The sequence below is a fragment of the Mesorhizobium amorphae genome, from assembly GCF_014843845.1.
GTDB lineage: Bacteria > Pseudomonadota > Alphaproteobacteria > Rhizobiales > Rhizobiaceae > Mesorhizobium > Mesorhizobium amorphae_A.
The window spans coordinates 170,830-186,527 of sequence record NZ_JHQS01000006.1; the positions used below are offsets into that span (position 1 = coordinate 170,830).

14 protein-coding genes are annotated in these 15,698 nt (G+C 64.3%); 6 read left to right on the forward strand and 8 right to left on the reverse strand.

Annotated features, from left to right (window positions below; translation table 11 throughout):
- Positions 1-3: 3 nt before the first annotated feature.
- Both DH08_RS01960 and cpaB read right to left on the reverse strand, forming a co-directional pair.
- Positions 4-1,449 carry a type II and III secretion system protein family protein gene (locus DH08_RS01960; protein WP_192177636.1) on the reverse strand — a complete coding sequence of 482 codons (1,446 nt, stop codon included), beginning with the start codon at positions 1,447-1,449 and terminating at the stop codon, positions 4-6.
- A gap of 27 nt (positions 1,450-1,476) precedes the next feature.
- Positions 1,477-2,406, reverse strand: coding sequence for a Flp pilus assembly protein CpaB (gene cpaB, locus DH08_RS01965; protein ID WP_345892335.1), 930 nt, complete (start codon positions 2,404-2,406; stop codon positions 1,477-1,479).
- 233 nt (positions 2,407-2,639) lie between these two features.
- On the opposite strand from cpaB, the gene parE reads away from it, so the two are divergent.
- Complete coding sequence (gene parE, locus DH08_RS01970; RefSeq protein WP_192177637.1) at positions 2,640-4,694, forward strand: DNA topoisomerase IV subunit B; 2,055 nt, start codon at positions 2,640-2,642, stop codon at positions 4,692-4,694.
- A gap of 40 nt (positions 4,695-4,734) precedes the next feature.
- Entirely contained in the window at positions 4,735-6,795 is a 2,061-nt protein-coding gene (locus DH08_RS01975; protein ID WP_192177638.1) for an FUSC family protein, read from the forward strand.
- A 151-nt stretch (positions 6,796-6,946) separates the two neighbouring features.
- Here the strand turns inward: DH08_RS01975 and DH08_RS01980 are convergent, their stop codons facing one another.
- Positions 6,947-8,068 (reverse strand): DUF2336 domain-containing protein, encoded by a 1,122-nt coding sequence (locus DH08_RS01980; protein ID WP_192177639.1) that lies wholly within the window; start codon positions 8,066-8,068, stop codon positions 6,947-6,949.
- Positions 8,069-8,218: 150 nt separating this feature from the next.
- Between DH08_RS01980 and DH08_RS01985 the strand changes: the two genes are divergently transcribed.
- Both DH08_RS01985 and DH08_RS01990 read left to right on the forward strand, forming a co-directional pair.
- Positions 8,219-8,671 (forward strand): MaoC family dehydratase, encoded by a 453-nt coding sequence (locus DH08_RS01985; RefSeq protein ID WP_192177640.1) that lies wholly within the window; start codon positions 8,219-8,221, stop codon positions 8,669-8,671.
- 3 nt (positions 8,672-8,674) lie between these two features.
- Positions 8,675-9,556: an HpcH/HpaI aldolase/citrate lyase family protein gene (locus DH08_RS01990; RefSeq protein ID WP_192177641.1), complete on the forward strand. Its 882-nt coding sequence runs from the start codon at positions 8,675-8,677 to the stop codon at positions 9,554-9,556.
- Positions 9,557-9,559: 3 nt separating this feature from the next.
- Here DH08_RS01990 and DH08_RS01995 read toward each other — a convergent pair whose 3' ends face one another.
- The 3 genes from DH08_RS01995 to DH08_RS02005 are packed head-to-tail and all read right to left on the reverse strand — an operon-like array spanning position 9,560 to position 11,458.
- Positions 9,560-10,234 (reverse strand): methyltransferase family protein, encoded by a 675-nt coding sequence (locus DH08_RS01995; protein ID WP_192177642.1) that lies wholly within the window; start codon positions 10,232-10,234, stop codon positions 9,560-9,562.
- A 23-nt stretch (positions 10,235-10,257) separates the two neighbouring features.
- Positions 10,258-10,866 (reverse strand): flavin reductase family protein, encoded by a 609-nt coding sequence (locus tag DH08_RS02000; RefSeq protein ID WP_192177643.1) that lies wholly within the window; start codon positions 10,864-10,866, stop codon positions 10,258-10,260.
- Between the two features lie 7 nt (positions 10,867-10,873).
- Entirely contained in the window at positions 10,874-11,458 is a 585-nt protein-coding gene (locus DH08_RS02005) for a nitroreductase family protein (RefSeq protein ID WP_192177644.1), read from the reverse strand.
- Between DH08_RS02005 and DH08_RS02010 the strand changes: the two genes are divergently transcribed.
- Together DH08_RS02010 and DH08_RS02015 are read left to right on the forward strand one after the other, a co-directional pair.
- A complete protein-coding gene (locus DH08_RS02010) occupies positions 11,442-11,621 on the forward strand; it encodes a hypothetical protein (RefSeq protein ID WP_192177645.1) in 180 nt (59 codons plus the stop codon). The two genes, DH08_RS02005 and DH08_RS02010, sit on opposite strands and share 17 nt — an antisense overlap.
- A complete protein-coding gene (locus tag DH08_RS02015) occupies positions 11,614-12,579 on the forward strand; it encodes a hypothetical protein (protein WP_192177646.1) in 966 nt (321 codons plus the stop codon). Before DH08_RS02010 ends, DH08_RS02015 begins: the two co-directional genes overlap by 8 nt.
- 11 nt (positions 12,580-12,590) lie before the next feature.
- On the opposite strand, the gene DH08_RS02020 is transcribed toward DH08_RS02015, so the two are convergent.
- Both DH08_RS02020 and thrS read right to left on the reverse strand, forming a co-directional pair.
- A complete protein-coding gene (locus tag DH08_RS02020) occupies positions 12,591-13,529 on the reverse strand; it encodes a lysophospholipid acyltransferase family protein (RefSeq protein ID WP_192177647.1) in 939 nt (312 codons plus the stop codon).
- Between the two features lie 85 nt (positions 13,530-13,614).
- Positions 13,615-15,591 (reverse strand): threonine--tRNA ligase, encoded by a 1,977-nt coding sequence (gene thrS / locus DH08_RS02025; protein ID WP_192177648.1) that lies wholly within the window; start codon positions 15,589-15,591, stop codon positions 13,615-13,617.
- Positions 15,592-15,698: the final 107 nt, after the last annotated feature.

The window sequence follows — 15,698 nt, forward strand, 5'->3', positions numbered from 1 at the left end:
GCTTCAATCCTTCGGCAGGTCGAGGAAATGGCCGGCCGTGGTGGCCGCGGCAGGCTGCGCGACGCGGCCGTCGGCCATCGCCAGGGCGCGGTTCGGGTCGGAGGCCTTCACTTCCTCGGTGTTGTTCAGGAAGTAATCGGCGTTGCTGGCCGGCTGCGTGCCGTCGGTCGGCTCGACGAGCTTCTTCGACGGATCGACCGGTTTGACCAGGTAGGGCGTGACGATGATCACCAGATCGGTCTCGCGCCGCTGATAGGACTTCGACGAGAACAGCGGCCCAAGCACCGGCAGCTTGCCGAGGCCAGGAAGGCGCGAGGTGGTGATATCGTTCTGCGACTGCAGCAGGCCGGCGATCATGAAGCTCTGGCCGTTTTTAAGATCGACCGACGTCCTGGCCCGGCGCACGATGAAGCCCGGCACCGAGATATCGCCGATATTGTAGGACGCCGAGGCATCGATCGAGGACACTTCCGGCGCGATGTCGAGGGCCACCAGCCCGTCCTTCAGCACGGTCGGCGTGAAATCCAGGCTGACGCCGTATTTCTTGTAGCTGACGCTGATCTTGCCGTCTTCTTCGGAAACCGGGATCGGGAACTCGCCGCCGGCGAGGAAACTCGCGGTCTGACCCGAACGGGCGATCAGGTTCGGCTCGGCCAGCCGGCGGGCGAGACCGCGCTGTTCCAGCGCCTTGATGGCGATGTCGATCGACACGCCGTTCGACAACAGCCGACCGATGACTTCGCCGGTCCCCGCCCCCGGTATCTCGCCAGGCTCAAGGGTGACCTCGCGCCCGCCGATACCGTAGGCGAAGTTGGCGCTGTATTTGGCGCCGAGATCCTGGCCGGCCTGACGGTTGATCTCGACGAAGCGGACATTGAGCTGGACCTGCTGCGACGAGGAGATGTTGACCGAGTTGATCACTTCCTCATTGCCGGAAAAGCGGGTGGCGATCTTGTTTGCCTTCTCGGCGGCAACCGCGTCATCGGCCTCGCCCGACAGCACCACCCGGCCGTTGGCCGAACCGACCTTGATGTTGGCGTCCGGCACGCTGGCGCGAATGGTGTTCGCCAACTGGTCGGTGTCCAAAGTCACCTCGATGTCGATGGTGCCGACCAGATGCTTGTTCTCGTCGAACAGGGCGATGCCGGTGGTGCCGAGATTGTTGCCCAGCACGTAGAAGGACTTGTCGGTCAGCGGATTGACGTTGGCGATCTCCGGATCGCCGATGACGATCTGGTAGAAGGCCGCACTTGTCATGATCGTCTTCGGCTTGCCCTTGGCCACCTTGATCGAGGTGTTCTTGGTCGCCGAGACATAGACGACGTCGTTGTTGGCCATAGCCGGCCCACCGAGGCCAAGCACTCCGGAAGCGGCCAGCGAGGCCGCCGCGGCGAGCGCGCGTGCGAGGTGCAGCCCCTTCGTCAAGCGATAGATGTTCAGCCCAAACATTGTCTGTCCCCGTCCGGTCCCCACCGGTTATTGTTTCAGGTCCTTAGAAGGAACCTTGTATTCCTCGGCCTGCGTGCCGCGCGTTACGATGATCGTCTTGAACTTCGGCTTCTCCGGTTCCTTGGTGGCCGCATTGAACAGCGACCCTGCAGCTGCCTGGACGTTGGCTGCGACCGACCCGCCGAAGGACGATATGGTGGTCAGGCCATCCTTGCCGGCGCCGTCTTCGCTGGCCGAGCGAAGCGACAGCGACAAGGTGCCTACGGTGCGGGCCAGCGCCACTTTCTGCGCCCCGTCGGTCGTCACCTCGAGGGTCACGGAATTGGCGACCTGCGGGGCGGTCTGCCGCTCGTCGGCGCCCTGGCCGACGCTCAGCACCTTGGCATCGGACACCACGATTTCGGATGTGATGGTCGAACCGGCAGCACCCTGCGCGTTCTTGGCCACTTCCTGGATTTCGCCGGCATCGCGCGTCAAAACGACGTCGACCCGGTCGCCCGGTGTCACGAAGCCGCCGACACCAGCGATCTCGTCGATGCGGATGGTCACTGCCCGCATACCGGGCGACAGCATGTTGGACAACGTCGCGCGGCCATTCGGCCCGGACAGCTTGGTGAGCAGCACCGGCTCGTTGATCTCGATCGGCGACAGCACCACGCGGCTGCCTTCGTCAAGCAGCGATCCGATGGTCGTGAAGGCGCCTTGCGGCAGGGAATCCTGCGGCCACGGGATTTCGCTGAGCTGAGCCCGCTCGAGCTGCATACCGTAGCGCAACGGGGCGTTCGCCACCACGATGGTCTTGAACTCGACCTTGGGTGCAGCGGGCGCCACGATCGACGCCGTTTTTTCCTCGGAATCGGCCTTCGCCTGGCTCTTGACCCAGAAATCCGCAGCGAAGATCGAGATCGCGCCGAAAACGGCGGCGATGCCGATCATGGTTATGGCCTTGCCCCTCACGCTAAACCCCTGACGCCCGTGGTCTTTTGTTCGTTGACGCTTACGCTAGGCGTCATTGTTAAAGAATCAGGAACGCCGCAATGCGCGCGCCGACCTATTTCCGCCGGCTTGGTTATCGAATGGTTTTGGAATAAGAGACACTTTGATCCCTGAACGGAACAGGAACCTCGTTCGCCCGCCAAAAGCGTGGCAGTATCGCAGGGTGATTCGCAGCACCGGAATTTATGGCGAGCATGGACGACAATAACGATCTTTTCGGCACCCTCGACAAGCAGCCGCCACCGGCTCCCGCACCGGCGCGGCCTGCCGATCCGCTGGTGCAGGCGGCGAAACGTCCGGCCGCCTCGCGCGACGGCAGCGAGAGCTACAGCGCCGCCGACATCGAGGTGCTGGAAGGGCTGGAGCCGGTGCGGCGCCGGCCGGGCATGTATATTGGCGGCACCGACGACAAGGCGATGCACCATCTGTTTGCCGAAGTCATCGACAATTCGATGGACGAGGCGGTTGCCGGCCACGCGACCTTCATCGACGTCGAACTCTCCGCCGACGGCTATCTCTCGGTTACCGACAATGGCCGCGGCATTCCGGTCGACCCGCACCCCAAATTCAAGAAGCCGGCGCTCGAAGTCATCATGACGACGCTGCATTCGGGCGGCAAGTTCGACTCCAAGGTCTATGAAACTTCCGGCGGCCTGCATGGCGTCGGCGTCTCCGTGGTCAATGCGCTGTCCGATCATCTCGAAGTCGAGGTCGCGCGCGGACGGCAGCTCTACCGGCAGAAATTCTCGCGCGGCATTCCGGTGACCGGCCTGGAGCAGCTCGGCGAGGTGCACAACCGGCGCGGCACGAAAATCCGTTTCCATCCCGACGAGCAGATCTTCGGCAAGGGTGCGGCGTTCGAACCGGCGCGGCTTTACCGCATGACGCGCTCGAAGGCGTATCTGTTCGGCGGCGTCGAGATCCGCTGGAGTTGCGATCCCTCGCTGATCAAGGAAAAGGACCAGACGCCGGCCAAGGCCGAGTTCCATTTCCCGGGTGGCCTCAAGGACTACCTCAAGGCATCGCTCGGCGACGAATTCCAGGTCACGCGCGAAATCTTTGCCGGCAAGAGCGACAAGCAAGGCGGCCATGGCTCGCTCGAATGGGCGGTGACCTGGTTCGGCGGCGACGGCTTCATCAACTCCTACTGCAACACCATTCCGACCGCCGAAGGCGGCACGCATGAGGCCGGCTTCCGCAACGTGCTGACCCGCGGGCTTCGCGCCTATGCCGATCTCATCGGCAACAAGCGCGCGTCGATCGTCACCTCGGAAGACGTGATGATCTCGGCAGCGGGCATGCTGTCGGTGTTCATCCGCGAACCCGAATTCGTCGGCCAGACCAAGGACAGGCTGGCGACGATCGAGGCGGTGCGCATCGTCGAGACCGCCATCCGCGACCCGTTCGACCATTGGCTCGCCGACAATCCGCAGGAAGCCTCAAAACTGCTCGAATGGGTGATCGCACGCGCCGACGAGCGGGTACGCCGCCGCCAGGAAAAGGAAGTGTCGCGCAAGAGCGCGGTGCGCAAGCTGCGCCTGCCCGGCAAGCTCGCCGACTGCACGCAGAATGCCGCCGCCGGCGCCGAACTCTTCATCGTCGAAGGCGACTCGGCAGGCGGCTCGGCCAAGCAGGCGCGCGACCGCGCCAGCCAGGCGGTGCTGCCGTTGCGCGGCAAGATCCTCAACGTCGCCAGCGCCGGCAACGACAAGCTTGCCGCCAACCAGCAGATCTCCGACCTGGTCCAGGCGCTGGGCTGCGGCACGCGGTCGAAATATCGCGACGAGGATTTGCGCTACGACCGCGTCATCATCATGACCGACGCAGACGTCGACGGCGCCCACATCGCGTCGCTGCTGATCACCTTCTTTTATCAGGAAATGCCGAACCTGGTCCGCGGCGGCCATCTCTATCTGGCGGTGCCGCCACTCTATTCGATCCGCCAGGGCGGCAAGGTCGCCTATGCCCGCGACGACGCGCACAAGGACGAACTTCTGCGCACCGAATTCACCGGGCGCGCCAAGGTCGAGATCGGCCGCTTCAAGGGGCTGGGCGAGATGATGGCAGCGCAGCTCAAGGAGACCACCATGGATCCGAGGAAGCGCACGCTGCTCAGGGTCGACGTGATCGATGCCGAGGCGGCGACCAAGGATGCGATCGACGCGCTGATGGGCACCAAGCCCGAGGCGCGCTTCCGCTTCATCCAGGAACGCGCCGAATTCGCCGAAACGGACGTGCTGGATATCTGAGCGTCTGCCGTTCTAGCTTGCCGTTCTAGGAGACGAGCATGTGACCTGGACGCGGCTGAACGATTACTTCGGTACGACATTCGCGGAACTGACACGACCGACCCGCTCGGACTGGATTTTCGCCCTGCGCACCGTCTCGGCCGGGCTGATCGCGCTTCTCGCCGCCTACGCGCTCAAGCTCGACCACCCGCAATGGGCGATGATGACGGTGTTCATTGTCGCCCAGCCGGTTGCCGGCATGGTGCTGGCAAAAGGGTTCTACCGGCTGCTCGGCACGCTGGCCGGCGGCCTGGCGGCGATCGGCATCACCTCGGTATTCGGCAGCAATCCCTGGCTGCTGGTCACCGCGCTTGCGGTGTGGATCGGCCTCTGCACGCTGGTCTCGTCGCTGCTGCGCAATCCGGAAGCCTATGGTGCGGCCCTTGCCGGCTATACCGCCATGATCATCGGGCTCCCGGCCTTTGGACAGCCGCACCTCGTCGTCGATCTGGCCGTCGCCCGCTGTGCCGAAATCGTGCTGGGCATTGTCTGCGCCGGCGTGACCAGCCGGCTGATCCTGCCGAAACTGGCGGCCGATGCCATCATCTCCAGGCTGAAGCGCAGCATTCTCGATCTTGCCACCTATGCCGGCGGCGCCTTTTCCGGTGGCGATCCTGCGATCCTTGCAGGGCTGCAACGCAAGCTGATCGCTGACGCCCAGACCCTCGCGGAGATGCGCACCTATGCCAGGCTCGAGGCGCCAAGCTTCGCCACCCGCGCCCACCCGGTCAGGCGCACGATTGGACAGCTTCTGTGGGCGCTGTCGGCGGCACGCGCACTGCACTCCCATGCCGCGCCCAAAAACGCCGCGCTGATCCCGGTGCGCAGCGAGTTGCAGGCCCTTGTTGGCGAGTTGGCAGCGAAGCCGGGCGCGCTGGACGACACCGGACCGTGGGTCGCCCGGCTCGACGCGATCGCCAGCAGAGCGCGGCGGATACCGGAAATGCCGGCCGGGCAGGACGGCGACAAGATCGGCGCCATCACCCGCCTCACCATCGCCGCCGATTTCGCCGAGGCGTTGAAGCAAGTGTTGCGCGGCCTGGACGCGCTCCGCTCGCCCGTTTCCCGCCCCTCCCGCGACCGGCGGCAGCCGGCGTTGGTCGTGCACCGCGACTATCATGCGGCATGGCGCAATGCCGTGCGCGCCGCCCTTGCCACGTTGCTGGTCGCGGCCTTCTGGCTGACGACGAAATGGTCGGAAGCGGCGGGCACGGTCATTCTCGTCGCCGTCGTCTCCAGCCTGTTCGCCGCCCGCCCAGATCCCGTCGACTCGGCCTGGGGTTTCTTCAAGGGCACGCTGCTGGCCCTACCCTTTGCGTTTCTCGTCGGCCAGATCGCCCTTCCCGCCCTGCCCGGCTTCGGCTGGTTCGTCGTCTTCGTCGTGCCGATCATGGTGCCGGCAGCGCTTGGCATGGCCAATCCGCGCCATGTCGGCGTGGCGACCGCCTTCGCCATCAACTTCTTCGCCTTCCTCAGCCCGCATCAGGCCATGACCTACGACCCCGGCCCGTTCTTTGCCGGCTCGGTGTCGATCCTGGTCGGCATCCTGCTGGCGGTCGGCGTCTTCATCGTCGTGCTGCCCGCCGACCCCCGGGTCACCGTCAATCGCATCCTGCAGGCCATGCGGGAGGATCTGGCCCGGCTTTGCCTGCATGAGCGCGTGCCGAGGCGGTCGGCCTTCGAAAGCCTTGCCTACGACCGGGTCAACCAGCTGATGCCGCAGCTGCAGCGCACCGGCAGGCAAGGCGACGCCGTTCTGGGCGGCAGCATCGCCGCCGTTACTGTCGGGTTGGAGATCCTGCGGCTGCGTGCTGCCCAGCAAAATGCGGCGATCCCGCCCGAGACCGTGCTTTCAATCACCAATTTCCTGCGCGGTCTGGCACGTGAGCTGCTGTTTCGAAGACCAGGCGAGCCGCAAACCGCGACTGTCGCCGTCGCCAGGCAATATGCGGCAGGCATCGCCGAGCGCAGCGACTCCGCCGAGATGCTGCAGGTCGCAGCCTCGCTGCGCGTCATTGCAGCGGCAATCGAGGACTTTCCGGATTTTTTCGCGAAGGCCTAGGCGCGGCACAGGGTGTGTTGAGATTCAGGTCAGGCCGAGTCGAAAACGATGGCTTCCGAGAACCGGAGCGGAGCGTACTCAAAGTACGTGAGCACCGGAAGCGCAGGAAGTCATCGTTTGCAGGCCGGCATCACCTGAATATCAGCACACCCTAGGCGGCTGCGATCGCCAACGCATGGCCGCGCGCGTTTTCACGCAGGGCCTCGAGATGGATCGACTTCACCAGCCCGGCGAGATCGCCTTCGGCGGACTGGCCGCCGAGTTCCTTCAGCATCAGCCAACTGACTTCCTGCACGCCGGCGACGCGCTTGCCGTTGGCAACCTCGCGCCAGACCTTCAGCGCGCGCAGGATGATGCCATGGGTAGCGGCGGCGAGGCCGGCGCTGCGGAACAGCGCCTGCAGCGCCACGTCGTGCCCGCCGGCGAGCAGCGCCCTCACCCGTTGCTCGGACTGCTGGGCAAGCGCCACCAGCGCCGAGCCGAAGAAGTCGACCTTGCCATGCGCAATGGTGCGGATGATGAAGCTCGCGGTGAGGTCGCCGCGTAGCCTCAGATGTTCGATCAGCGCGGCGTGCTCCTCGGCGTGCGTGCCTTCGATCAAGGTCACGGACGCCTTGACGCAGGCATCACGCATGACGCGATCGGCCCGGGCAGCGCCCATCAGCGCCAGCACCAGCGGCGATGTCTTGAGCGTCTCGCCGAGCTTGACCAGCAGCATATGGCGGCAGTCGGCGGGTAGCCGCGCATCCGATATCAGCGCTTCGCGCACCAGTGGGAGGTGGCCGTGACGCTCCGCCATGCGGCGAAAGCTGAGCGAGGCGATGTCGGCGCCGCTGTTGGCGAGCAGCACGGCGCAGGCCTCCGGCTCGCCGATCTCGGCGATGGCCGCTGCCAGCGACATCGACACGACAGGCCGGTCGGCGATCAGCTTCTGCGTCGCCTTCTGGCCGCCGGCAACCCGGTCGATCAGGTCCGCGTCGGTAAGCAGCGGCGAGCGCGCCAGCACCATGGCGGCCACTTCCGGCTGGTCGGAAGCAAGCGCACTGATGATCTGCAGCGGCGCGTGGTGGCTCATCGACAGCGCTTCGGCAATCGCCAGCCGCACCTTCGACGAGGCATCGTCGAGCAGCAGCGTCAGCGCCGCCTCGGCGGCACAGCGATCCTCGAACGGCAGGTCGGAATTGATGTAGGCGCGAGCCAACGCACTGGCAGCGGCGGCGCGCTCGGAGACCCGCGCCGTGTCAATCCATTTCAGAAAGTGCGAAACTACCATGCCGCCTGCTTACGCCCCTTGCCAGAACGCGCCTGGCCCCGATGGAAACGTAGGCCTGAAATGGTTTACGAAGCGTTCACCATGTTCCTTAACCGGCTTGATGGAGCCGCGGCCAACGCCTATCAAGCAACGGGAACGAGGAGATCGACCATGGCCGGGCTTTATCTGGAAGAGTTCGTCGTCGGCCATGTCTTCCGGCACACGCTGCGCAAGACAGTCACCGAAAGCGACAACATGCTGTTTTCGGTGATGACGCTGAACCCGCAGCCGCTGCATATCGATTTCGACTTCGCCGCCAAGAGCGAATGGGGCAGACCGCTGGTCAATTCGCTGTTCACGCTGGGGCTGATGATCGGCATCTCGGTCAACGACATCACCGTCGGCACCACCGTCGCCAATCTCGGCATGAAGGAAACCGTGTTTCCGCATCCGGTCTTCCACGGCGATACCATTCGCGTCGAGACCACGGTGGTTTCAGTGCGCGAGTCCAAATCCAAGCCGGATCGCGGCATCGTCGAATTCGAGCACCGCGCCTACAACCAGGATGACATTCTCGTCGCCAAATGCACGAGACAGGCGATGATGATGAAAAAGGCGGCCTGAGCGATGCGTTCGCTGCTCTTCGTTCCAGGCGATTCCGAAAAGAAACTGGAAAAGGGTTTTGGCGCCGGCGCCGACGTGGTCATCGTCGACCTTGAAGATTCCGTCGCGGCTGCGAACAAGTCGGCGGCACGAACGATTGCGAAGAGCTTCATCGCCAGCCAAAGGCAGCAGACGAGGTCTGCCATCTATGTGCGGGTCAACGATCTATCGACCGGCCTGACCGACGATGATCTCGCGGCCCTGGTCCCGGCGAAACCGGACGGCATCATGCTGCCGAAGTCGAACAGCGGCCAGGACGTGCAGCAGCTTTCGGCCAAACTCAGGGTGCACGAGGCCGAGAACGGCTTGCCGGATGGCGGGATCAAAATCCTGCCGATCATCACCGAGACGGCCGCCGGGGTATTGGCGGCCGCGACCTATGCCGGGGCGAGCGCACGGCTTGCCGGCCTGACCTGGGGCGCAGAGGATCTGTCGGCAGCCATTGGCGCCCGCGCCGCGCGCGATGAGCGGGGCCGCTACACCGATGTCTTTCGCCTTGCCCGCACTATGACCATCCTTGCTGCCGGCAACGCCGAGGTCGCGGCGATCGATACGGTTTTTCCAAACTTCCGCGACATGAGCGCCTTCGAAGCCGAATGCATCGAGGCTGAGCGCGACGGATTCACCGGCAAGATGGCGATCCACCCGGCGCAAGTGCCGGTGATCAACGCAGCCTTCACACCGTCGGCCGAAGCCGTGAAACACTCCCAGGCGATCGTCGAGGCCTTTGCGGCGGCCGGAAATCCCGGCGTGGTCGGCATCGACGGCAAGATGGTGGACAGGCCGCATCTGCGGCTGGCCGAGCGGCTTCTGGCGCGCGCCAAGGCGGCGGGGATTTCCGTCTAGCCGCTACCAGACCAGCGGGATCAGCCTGTAGCGGACATTTGCCGCGTAGTCGTCGTAGCCGCGCAGGCCGGTCCGCAGCGTTCCCTCTTCGATAAATATGCGAATGGCCAGGAGAACGACGAACACAAGCACCGACGCCAGCCCCCACCAGGAGCCAAGCAGAAGCGCCGCGCCGGCGAAGAAGAGGATGGCGCCGGCATACATCGGGTGGCGGACGTAGCCGTATGGGCCGGTGGTGATGACGTGCTGTCCGCGTTCTTCCTGAATCTTCACGACGGGCGCCGCGAAGCTGTTCTCCAGCATCGTGCGGTAGCAGATCCAGATCCCGAGCAGCAGCACTGCCGTGCCGACCACCTGCACCCATACGGGAACCGCCGACCAGCCGAAGCGGAAGTCGAGCCCCATCAGAACCTGCCAAACAAGCATGGCCAGCAGCAGCACGCTCAGCAGGACCTTGTCGGCCGCGGTCTGATTCTTCTGAATGGGCGGGCTCAGCCGCTCATTCATCAGGCCGGGATCGCGCCGGGCCAGGGACACGCCCAAGGTGAGGCTGAGCCCAACCATCATCACCAGGTACAGCCAGGCTCCAGGCCAGTTCAGCGTGCCGGCCGACAGGAACAGCAAAGCGCCCATGACGCCGAACCACACGAATGTCTGCAGGATCAATTTCGAGATCATGAGATGCCTCCTGCCCCGATCCGCTAATCCTTTCCCCAGCGCGGCCGCCGCATCGAAAATATGTCCCTGATGCTGGAATAGTCCATATAGCCGAGCCGGCCGACATTGCCGGCCCTGACGATGTCGAACCTGCCGTCCTTGAGGTAGGCATCGTCGATATGCACGCCGACGACTTCGCCGGCGACAACGACGGCGCTGGTCTGCGTGCCGTCGAGCGCCCGTGGCCGCAGGATTTCCGTCACCCGGCATTCCAGCGCCGCCGGTGCCGCCGCCACACGCGGCGGCGCGACGAGGCGCGACGGCGCCATGGCGAGATCGGCATAGTCGAATTCGCTGACACCGCGCGGCGCATCGACCGCCGTGCGGTTCATCTTCTCCGCCAGTTCACGGCTGACCAGATTGGCCACGAACTCGCCCGTCTCTTCGGCGAAGCTGGCGCTGTCCTTCTCGCCCTCGGACGAGAACCAGACGATGAAGGGCCGGGTCGAAAAGGCGTTGAAGAAAGAATAGGGCGCGAGGTTGATCTTGCCTTCCCTGTTCAGCGTCGAAATCCAGCCGATCGGGCGTGGCGCCACGATCGCCTTGGACGGATCGTGCGGCAGCCCATGCCCTTTCGCCGGCTCGTAGAACATTTTCTCCCTAACCCGCCCACGGCCCCTGATAGTCGGCATAGAGCTTTGCCGGATCGGGTCGCGGCCGCTCCGGCGCCGGCCCCTGGTAGGAGCCGATATGGACAAAGCCGACGACGCGCTCCTGCGGCGCCAGTCCCAGGATCGCCCTGCCCTCCGGCACGTCGGAATACCAGTTGCTAATCATGTTGGTGCCATAGCCAAGCGCGTTGGCCGCGATCATCAGGTTCATCGCTGCCATGCCGCCGGACAGGAACATTTCCCATTGCGGGATCTTGGGGTTCTCCCGAGGGATCGACACCACGCCGATCACCAGCGGCGCGCGCGAAAAGCGCGCCAGTTCCTGGTTGCGGCGACCTTCCGGCAGCGGCCCTTCGCGCTGTTCGGCGAGTGCCGCCAGCTGCTTGCCGATCTCGACGCGCGCCTCGCCGCGATAGAGGATGAAGCGCCATGGTTCGAGCCGGCCGTGGTCCGGCACGCGTGCGGCGGCGGCGATCATCGTCGCGATCTCGGCATCGCCGGGCGCCGGCTCCTTCAGCTCGGGAATCGGCGCCGAATTTCGAGTCAGCAGAAAGTCGATGATCGGCGACGCCATGGGCGCAAGTCTCCTGAACTGTGAGCTGAAGCGCGCCATCGGGAATCCGGGCGGCTCGGGCATTGGCGCGGCGCGCCGGAAGGAAGAGCCTCCGGCAGAGCGGATCAGACTCTTAAGCCTTGAAATTGCCACCGCCTTGGGCTTCAACGCAAGGCATGTTTGAGGGGAACTTGCGTCTTTTCCTGGTCTGGTTCGCCGCCGCGCTGTTCATGGCGCCGGTTTTGCTTGCTTCCGCGCAGACCAGGGATGGCATCAGCGACCTCAAACTTCCCGGAATCGCAAACTATTCGTCACCCAAGAACGAGACGTCGCTGGCGCTGGGAAGCGGCGGCGCAATCACGCTGTCGGCGCAGCTGACCGACAAAGGCACCGATATTACGCGCGGTATCGTCTGGCGCGTCTTCAAGCCTGAAGCCGCGAGCGACGGCAAGCTGCCGATGGTGGCCTCCGCCCATGGCGGCACCGCCGTGTTCCAGCTCGAGCCCGGCAGCTATCTGGTGCACGCTTCCTACGGACGCGCCGGCGCCACCAAGCGCATCACCGTCGGCAAGGAGGCCAAGCGCGAAAGCCTGGTGCTCGACGCCGGCGGCCTCAAGCTCGACGCCGTCCTGTCGGGCGGGGCGCACATACCGCCGAAAAAACTGCGTTTCTCGATCTATGAAGGCCGCACTGAAGCCAATGGCGAGCACGCGCTGATCATCCCCGATGTCGAACCGAACAGCGTCGTGCGGCTGAATGCCGGCACCTACCACGTCGTCTCGAACTATGGCTCGGTGAATGCCGTGATCCGCTCCGACATCCGCGTCGAGGCCGGCAAGCTGACCGAAGCCACCGTCGAGCACCGGGCGGCCGAGATGACCATGAAGCTGGTGCGCGAAACCGGCGGCGAGGCGATCGCCGACACGTCGTGGTCGCTGCTCAACGAATCCGGCGATCCGATCAAGGAAACCGTCGGCGCCTTCGCCTCGATGGTGCTGGCCGAAGGCGACTACACCATCATCGCCAAGAACCGCGACCGCATCTACCAGAAGGATTTTACCGTCGTCGCCGGTCAGAACCAGGAGATCGAGGTTCTGGCCACCGAGGCCTCGGCGATCGATCCCGAGGAGGGCGCCGACTAACTGACCTGCGATCAAGCTGCCTTGCGCATGCGTCGCGGCAGGAAATGGACCCGGCCACGCGACGCTGCCGGCGCCAGATCGAACACACCGCGATAGAGGTGCTCTAGCAAAGCCTTGCGGTCGCGCAAAGGTTCCAGTTCGCTCCAGTTCAGAACATCTCCGACGCGCACGTCGATCGACTTGCCGGACAGCCGCGCGAATTCGTGGATGAGCAGAGAAATGCGCAGCGTCAGCGAAGCCTTGCCGACGAATTTCGCCACACGCCCATCGCGCTCGGCCATGTTCATGGGACCGCTGACCAGATGGAACAGCCGCCCGTTCTGGCCGGAGAAATGCATCGGTATGACCGATGCCCTGGCATCCTGGACGAGACGGGCCGGAAACATCTTCCATGGCAGGTCACGCGCCCGGCCAAAGCCCTTCGGCGCGGTGGCGACGCCACCGGCCGGAAAGACGACGATGGTGACGCCTTCCTTCAGCAGCCGCACCGCCTCATGGCGCACCGCCATGTTGTTCCTGAGCGCATCCTTGGTCTCGGAAAAATCGATCGGCAGCGAATAGGGTTCCATCTCGCGGATCTTGAGCAGATCCTTGTGGATCATGACGCGGAACGGCCGCCCGAGTTGCTCGGCCAGCGACAGCACGGCAATGCCGTCGCCGATGCCGAACGGATGGTTGGCGACGATCACCAGCGGTGTGTCGGGCAGCTTTGCCGGCGGCCATTGATCGGCGCTCCGCACCTTGACGTCGATCAGATCCAGCATGCGGCTGAACACCCGCTCGCCGCTCGGCGCCACCTGCCGGCGCCAGAAATCATAGAGCGCGGCAAAACGATCGCGCCCGGACAGGCCTTCGATGGAATGGATGAACCAGCGCGTCAGCGCCGGCTGATGCGGACTGGCGTAGGAAAGCTCGGGAAACGGTCTTTCCCGCAGTTTCAGCTTGAGCATGGACGGCTCGTTACAGGCTTGGCGTGACAGGCATGTGAAAATGGCGGTGGATCGCTCCACCGCCATTTCGTCGGGACTGTGCGGATCAGGCAGCGCGCTTGCGCCTGCGATCCGGCGTCATCGCTTCTTCGCTCAATTGTGCGATCGCCTGGACGAGTCCAAGCGATTCCTGGTCGCGCGAGCCGAGCCGGCGGATGTTGACCGTCTCTTCCTCCGCCTCGCGCTTGCCGCAGACGAGGATGACCGGAACCTTGGCCAGCGAATGCTCGCGCACCTTGTAGTTGATCTTCTCGTTGCGCAGATCGGCTTCCGCCAGAAGCCCAACCGCCTTCAACTGGCCTACGACCTTCATCGCGTAATCGTCCGCATCGGAGGTGATCGTCGCCACCACCACCTGCAGCGGCGCGAACCACAGCGGGAAATGGCCGGAATAGTTCTCGATCAGGATGCCGAGGAAACGCTCCATCGAACCGCAGATGGCACGATGCACCATGACAGGCTGCTTCTTTTCCGAATCCGAGCCGATGTAGAAGGCGCCAAAACGTTCCGGCAGGTTGAAGTCGACCTGCGTGGTGCCGCACTGCCATTCGCGACCGATGGCGTCCTTCAGCACATATTCGAATTTCGGCCCGTAGAAGGCGCCCTCGCCCGGATTGATCGAGGTCTTGATGCGATTGCCCGAGCGCGTCCGGATCGTCTCCAGAACGCCGCCCATGATTGCCTCGGCATGATCCCAGGCCTCGTCAGTGCCGACACGCTTGTCCGGCCGCGTCGACAGCTTGACGCTGATCTCGTCGAAGCCGAAATCGGCATAGGTCGACAGGATCAGATCGTTGATGCGCAGGCATTCGGAGGCAAGCTGCTCCTCAGTGCAGAAGATATGCGCGTCGTCCTGCGTGAAGCCGCGCACGCGCATCAGCCCATGCAGCGCGCCGGATGGCTCGTAGCGATGCACATTGCCGAATTCCGCAAGCTTTACGGGCAGATCGCGATAGGATTTCAACCCGTGCTTGAATATCTGCACATGGCCGGGGCAGTTCATCGGCTTGAGCGCGAACACCCGGTCGTCGTCGGTGTCGTCGCCGGCGACAGTCACCTTGAACATGGCGTCGCGATACCAGCCCCAGTGGCCTGACGTCTCCCACAGGCTCTTGTCCAGAACCTGCGGTGCGTTGACCTCCTGGTAGCCCTGTTCGTCGAGGCGGCGGCGCATGTAGTTGACCAGGTTCTGGAACATCTTCCAGCCCTTGGCGTGCCAGAAGACGACACCGGGGCCTTCCTCCTGGAAATGGAACAGGTCCATTTCACGGCCGAGCTTCCTGTGGTCACGCTTCTCGGCTTCCTCGAGCATCGTCTGGTAGGCGTCGAGCTGCGCCTGGTCGGCCCAGGCCGTGCCGTAGATGCGCGTCAGCATCGGGTTGTTGCTGTCGCCGCGCCAATAGGCGCCGGCCACCTTCATCAGCTTGAAAGCATTGCCGATCTGCCCGGTCGAGGCCATATGCGGGCCGCGGCAAAGGTCGAACCAGTCGCCCTGCGCGTAGACCTTGAGGTCTTGGTCCTCAGGGATGGCGTCGATTAGTTCCAGCTTGTAGCGCTCGCCCTTGTCGGCAAACACCTTCTTGGCCTTCTCGCGCGGCCAGACTTCCTTGGTGAACGGCTTGTTGCGCTGGATGATCTCGCGCATCTTCTTCTCGATCACCGGGAAATCGTCGGGCGTAAACGGCTCGTTGCGGGCGAAGTCGTAATAGAACCCGTTCTCGATCACCGGCCCGATGGTCACCTGCGTTCCCGGCCACAGTTCCTGCACGGCCTCGGCCAGCACGTGTGCTGCGTCGTGGCGGATGAGTTCGAGCGCGCGCGGGTCCTCGCGGGTGATGATCTCGACCTTACCGGACTTCCCGAGCGGGTCGGACAGATCGCGCACCTCGCCATCGATCGAATAGGCGACGGCCTTCTTGGCCAGTGACTTCGAGATCGATTCGGCCAGGCCGGCGCCGGTCATCGCCGCTTCGTAGTCGCGGACGGAGCCATCGGGAAATGTCAGGGAAACGGAATTCAGCATAATAATCTCCTATCCAGTCCCGCAAACGAGCGCGGGTGGTGAAATGCCGGATGCGTCCGGCGGCAGCCTTTTAGGGGCAGAAGCCGCCGGCGTAAAGCCGGGAGGCC

Excerpts from the sequence above, each read along its gene's own strand:
- DH08_RS01960 (WP_192177636.1), bottom strand. The coding sequence starts at position 1,449 with ATGTTTGGGCTGAACATCTATCGCTTGACGAAGGGGCTGCACCTCGCA.
- parE (WP_192177637.1), top strand. The coding sequence starts at position 2,640 with ATGGACGACAATAACGATCTTTTCGGCACCCTCGACAAGCAGCCGCCA.
- DH08_RS01980 (WP_192177639.1), bottom strand. The coding sequence starts at position 8,068 with ATGGTAGTTTCGCACTTTCTGAAATGGATTGACACGGCGCGGGTCTCC.
- DH08_RS01985 (WP_192177640.1), top strand. The coding sequence starts at position 8,219 with ATGGCCGGGCTTTATCTGGAAGAGTTCGTCGTCGGCCATGTCTTCCGG.
- DH08_RS01990 (WP_192177641.1), top strand. The coding sequence starts at position 8,675 with ATGCGTTCGCTGCTCTTCGTTCCAGGCGATTCCGAAAAGAAACTGGAA.
- DH08_RS01995 (WP_192177642.1), bottom strand. The coding sequence starts at position 10,234 with ATGATCTCGAAATTGATCCTGCAGACATTCGTGTGGTTCGGCGTCATG.
- DH08_RS02000 (WP_192177643.1), bottom strand. The coding sequence starts at position 10,866 with ATGTTCTACGAGCCGGCGAAAGGGCATGGGCTGCCGCACGATCCGTCC.
- DH08_RS02010 (WP_192177645.1), top strand. The coding sequence starts at position 11,442 with ATGATCGGCGACGCCATGGGCGCAAGTCTCCTGAACTGTGAGCTGAAG.
- DH08_RS02005 (WP_192177644.1), bottom strand. The coding sequence starts at position 11,458 with ATGGCGTCGCCGATCATCGACTTTCTGCTGACTCGAAATTCGGCGCCG.
- DH08_RS02015 (WP_192177646.1), top strand. The coding sequence starts at position 11,614 with ATGTTTGAGGGGAACTTGCGTCTTTTCCTGGTCTGGTTCGCCGCCGCG.
- DH08_RS02020 (WP_192177647.1), bottom strand. The coding sequence starts at position 13,529 with ATGCTCAAGCTGAAACTGCGGGAAAGACCGTTTCCCGAGCTTTCCTAC.
- thrS (WP_192177648.1), bottom strand. The coding sequence starts at position 15,591 with ATGCTGAATTCCGTTTCCCTGACATTTCCCGATGGCTCCGTCCGCGAC.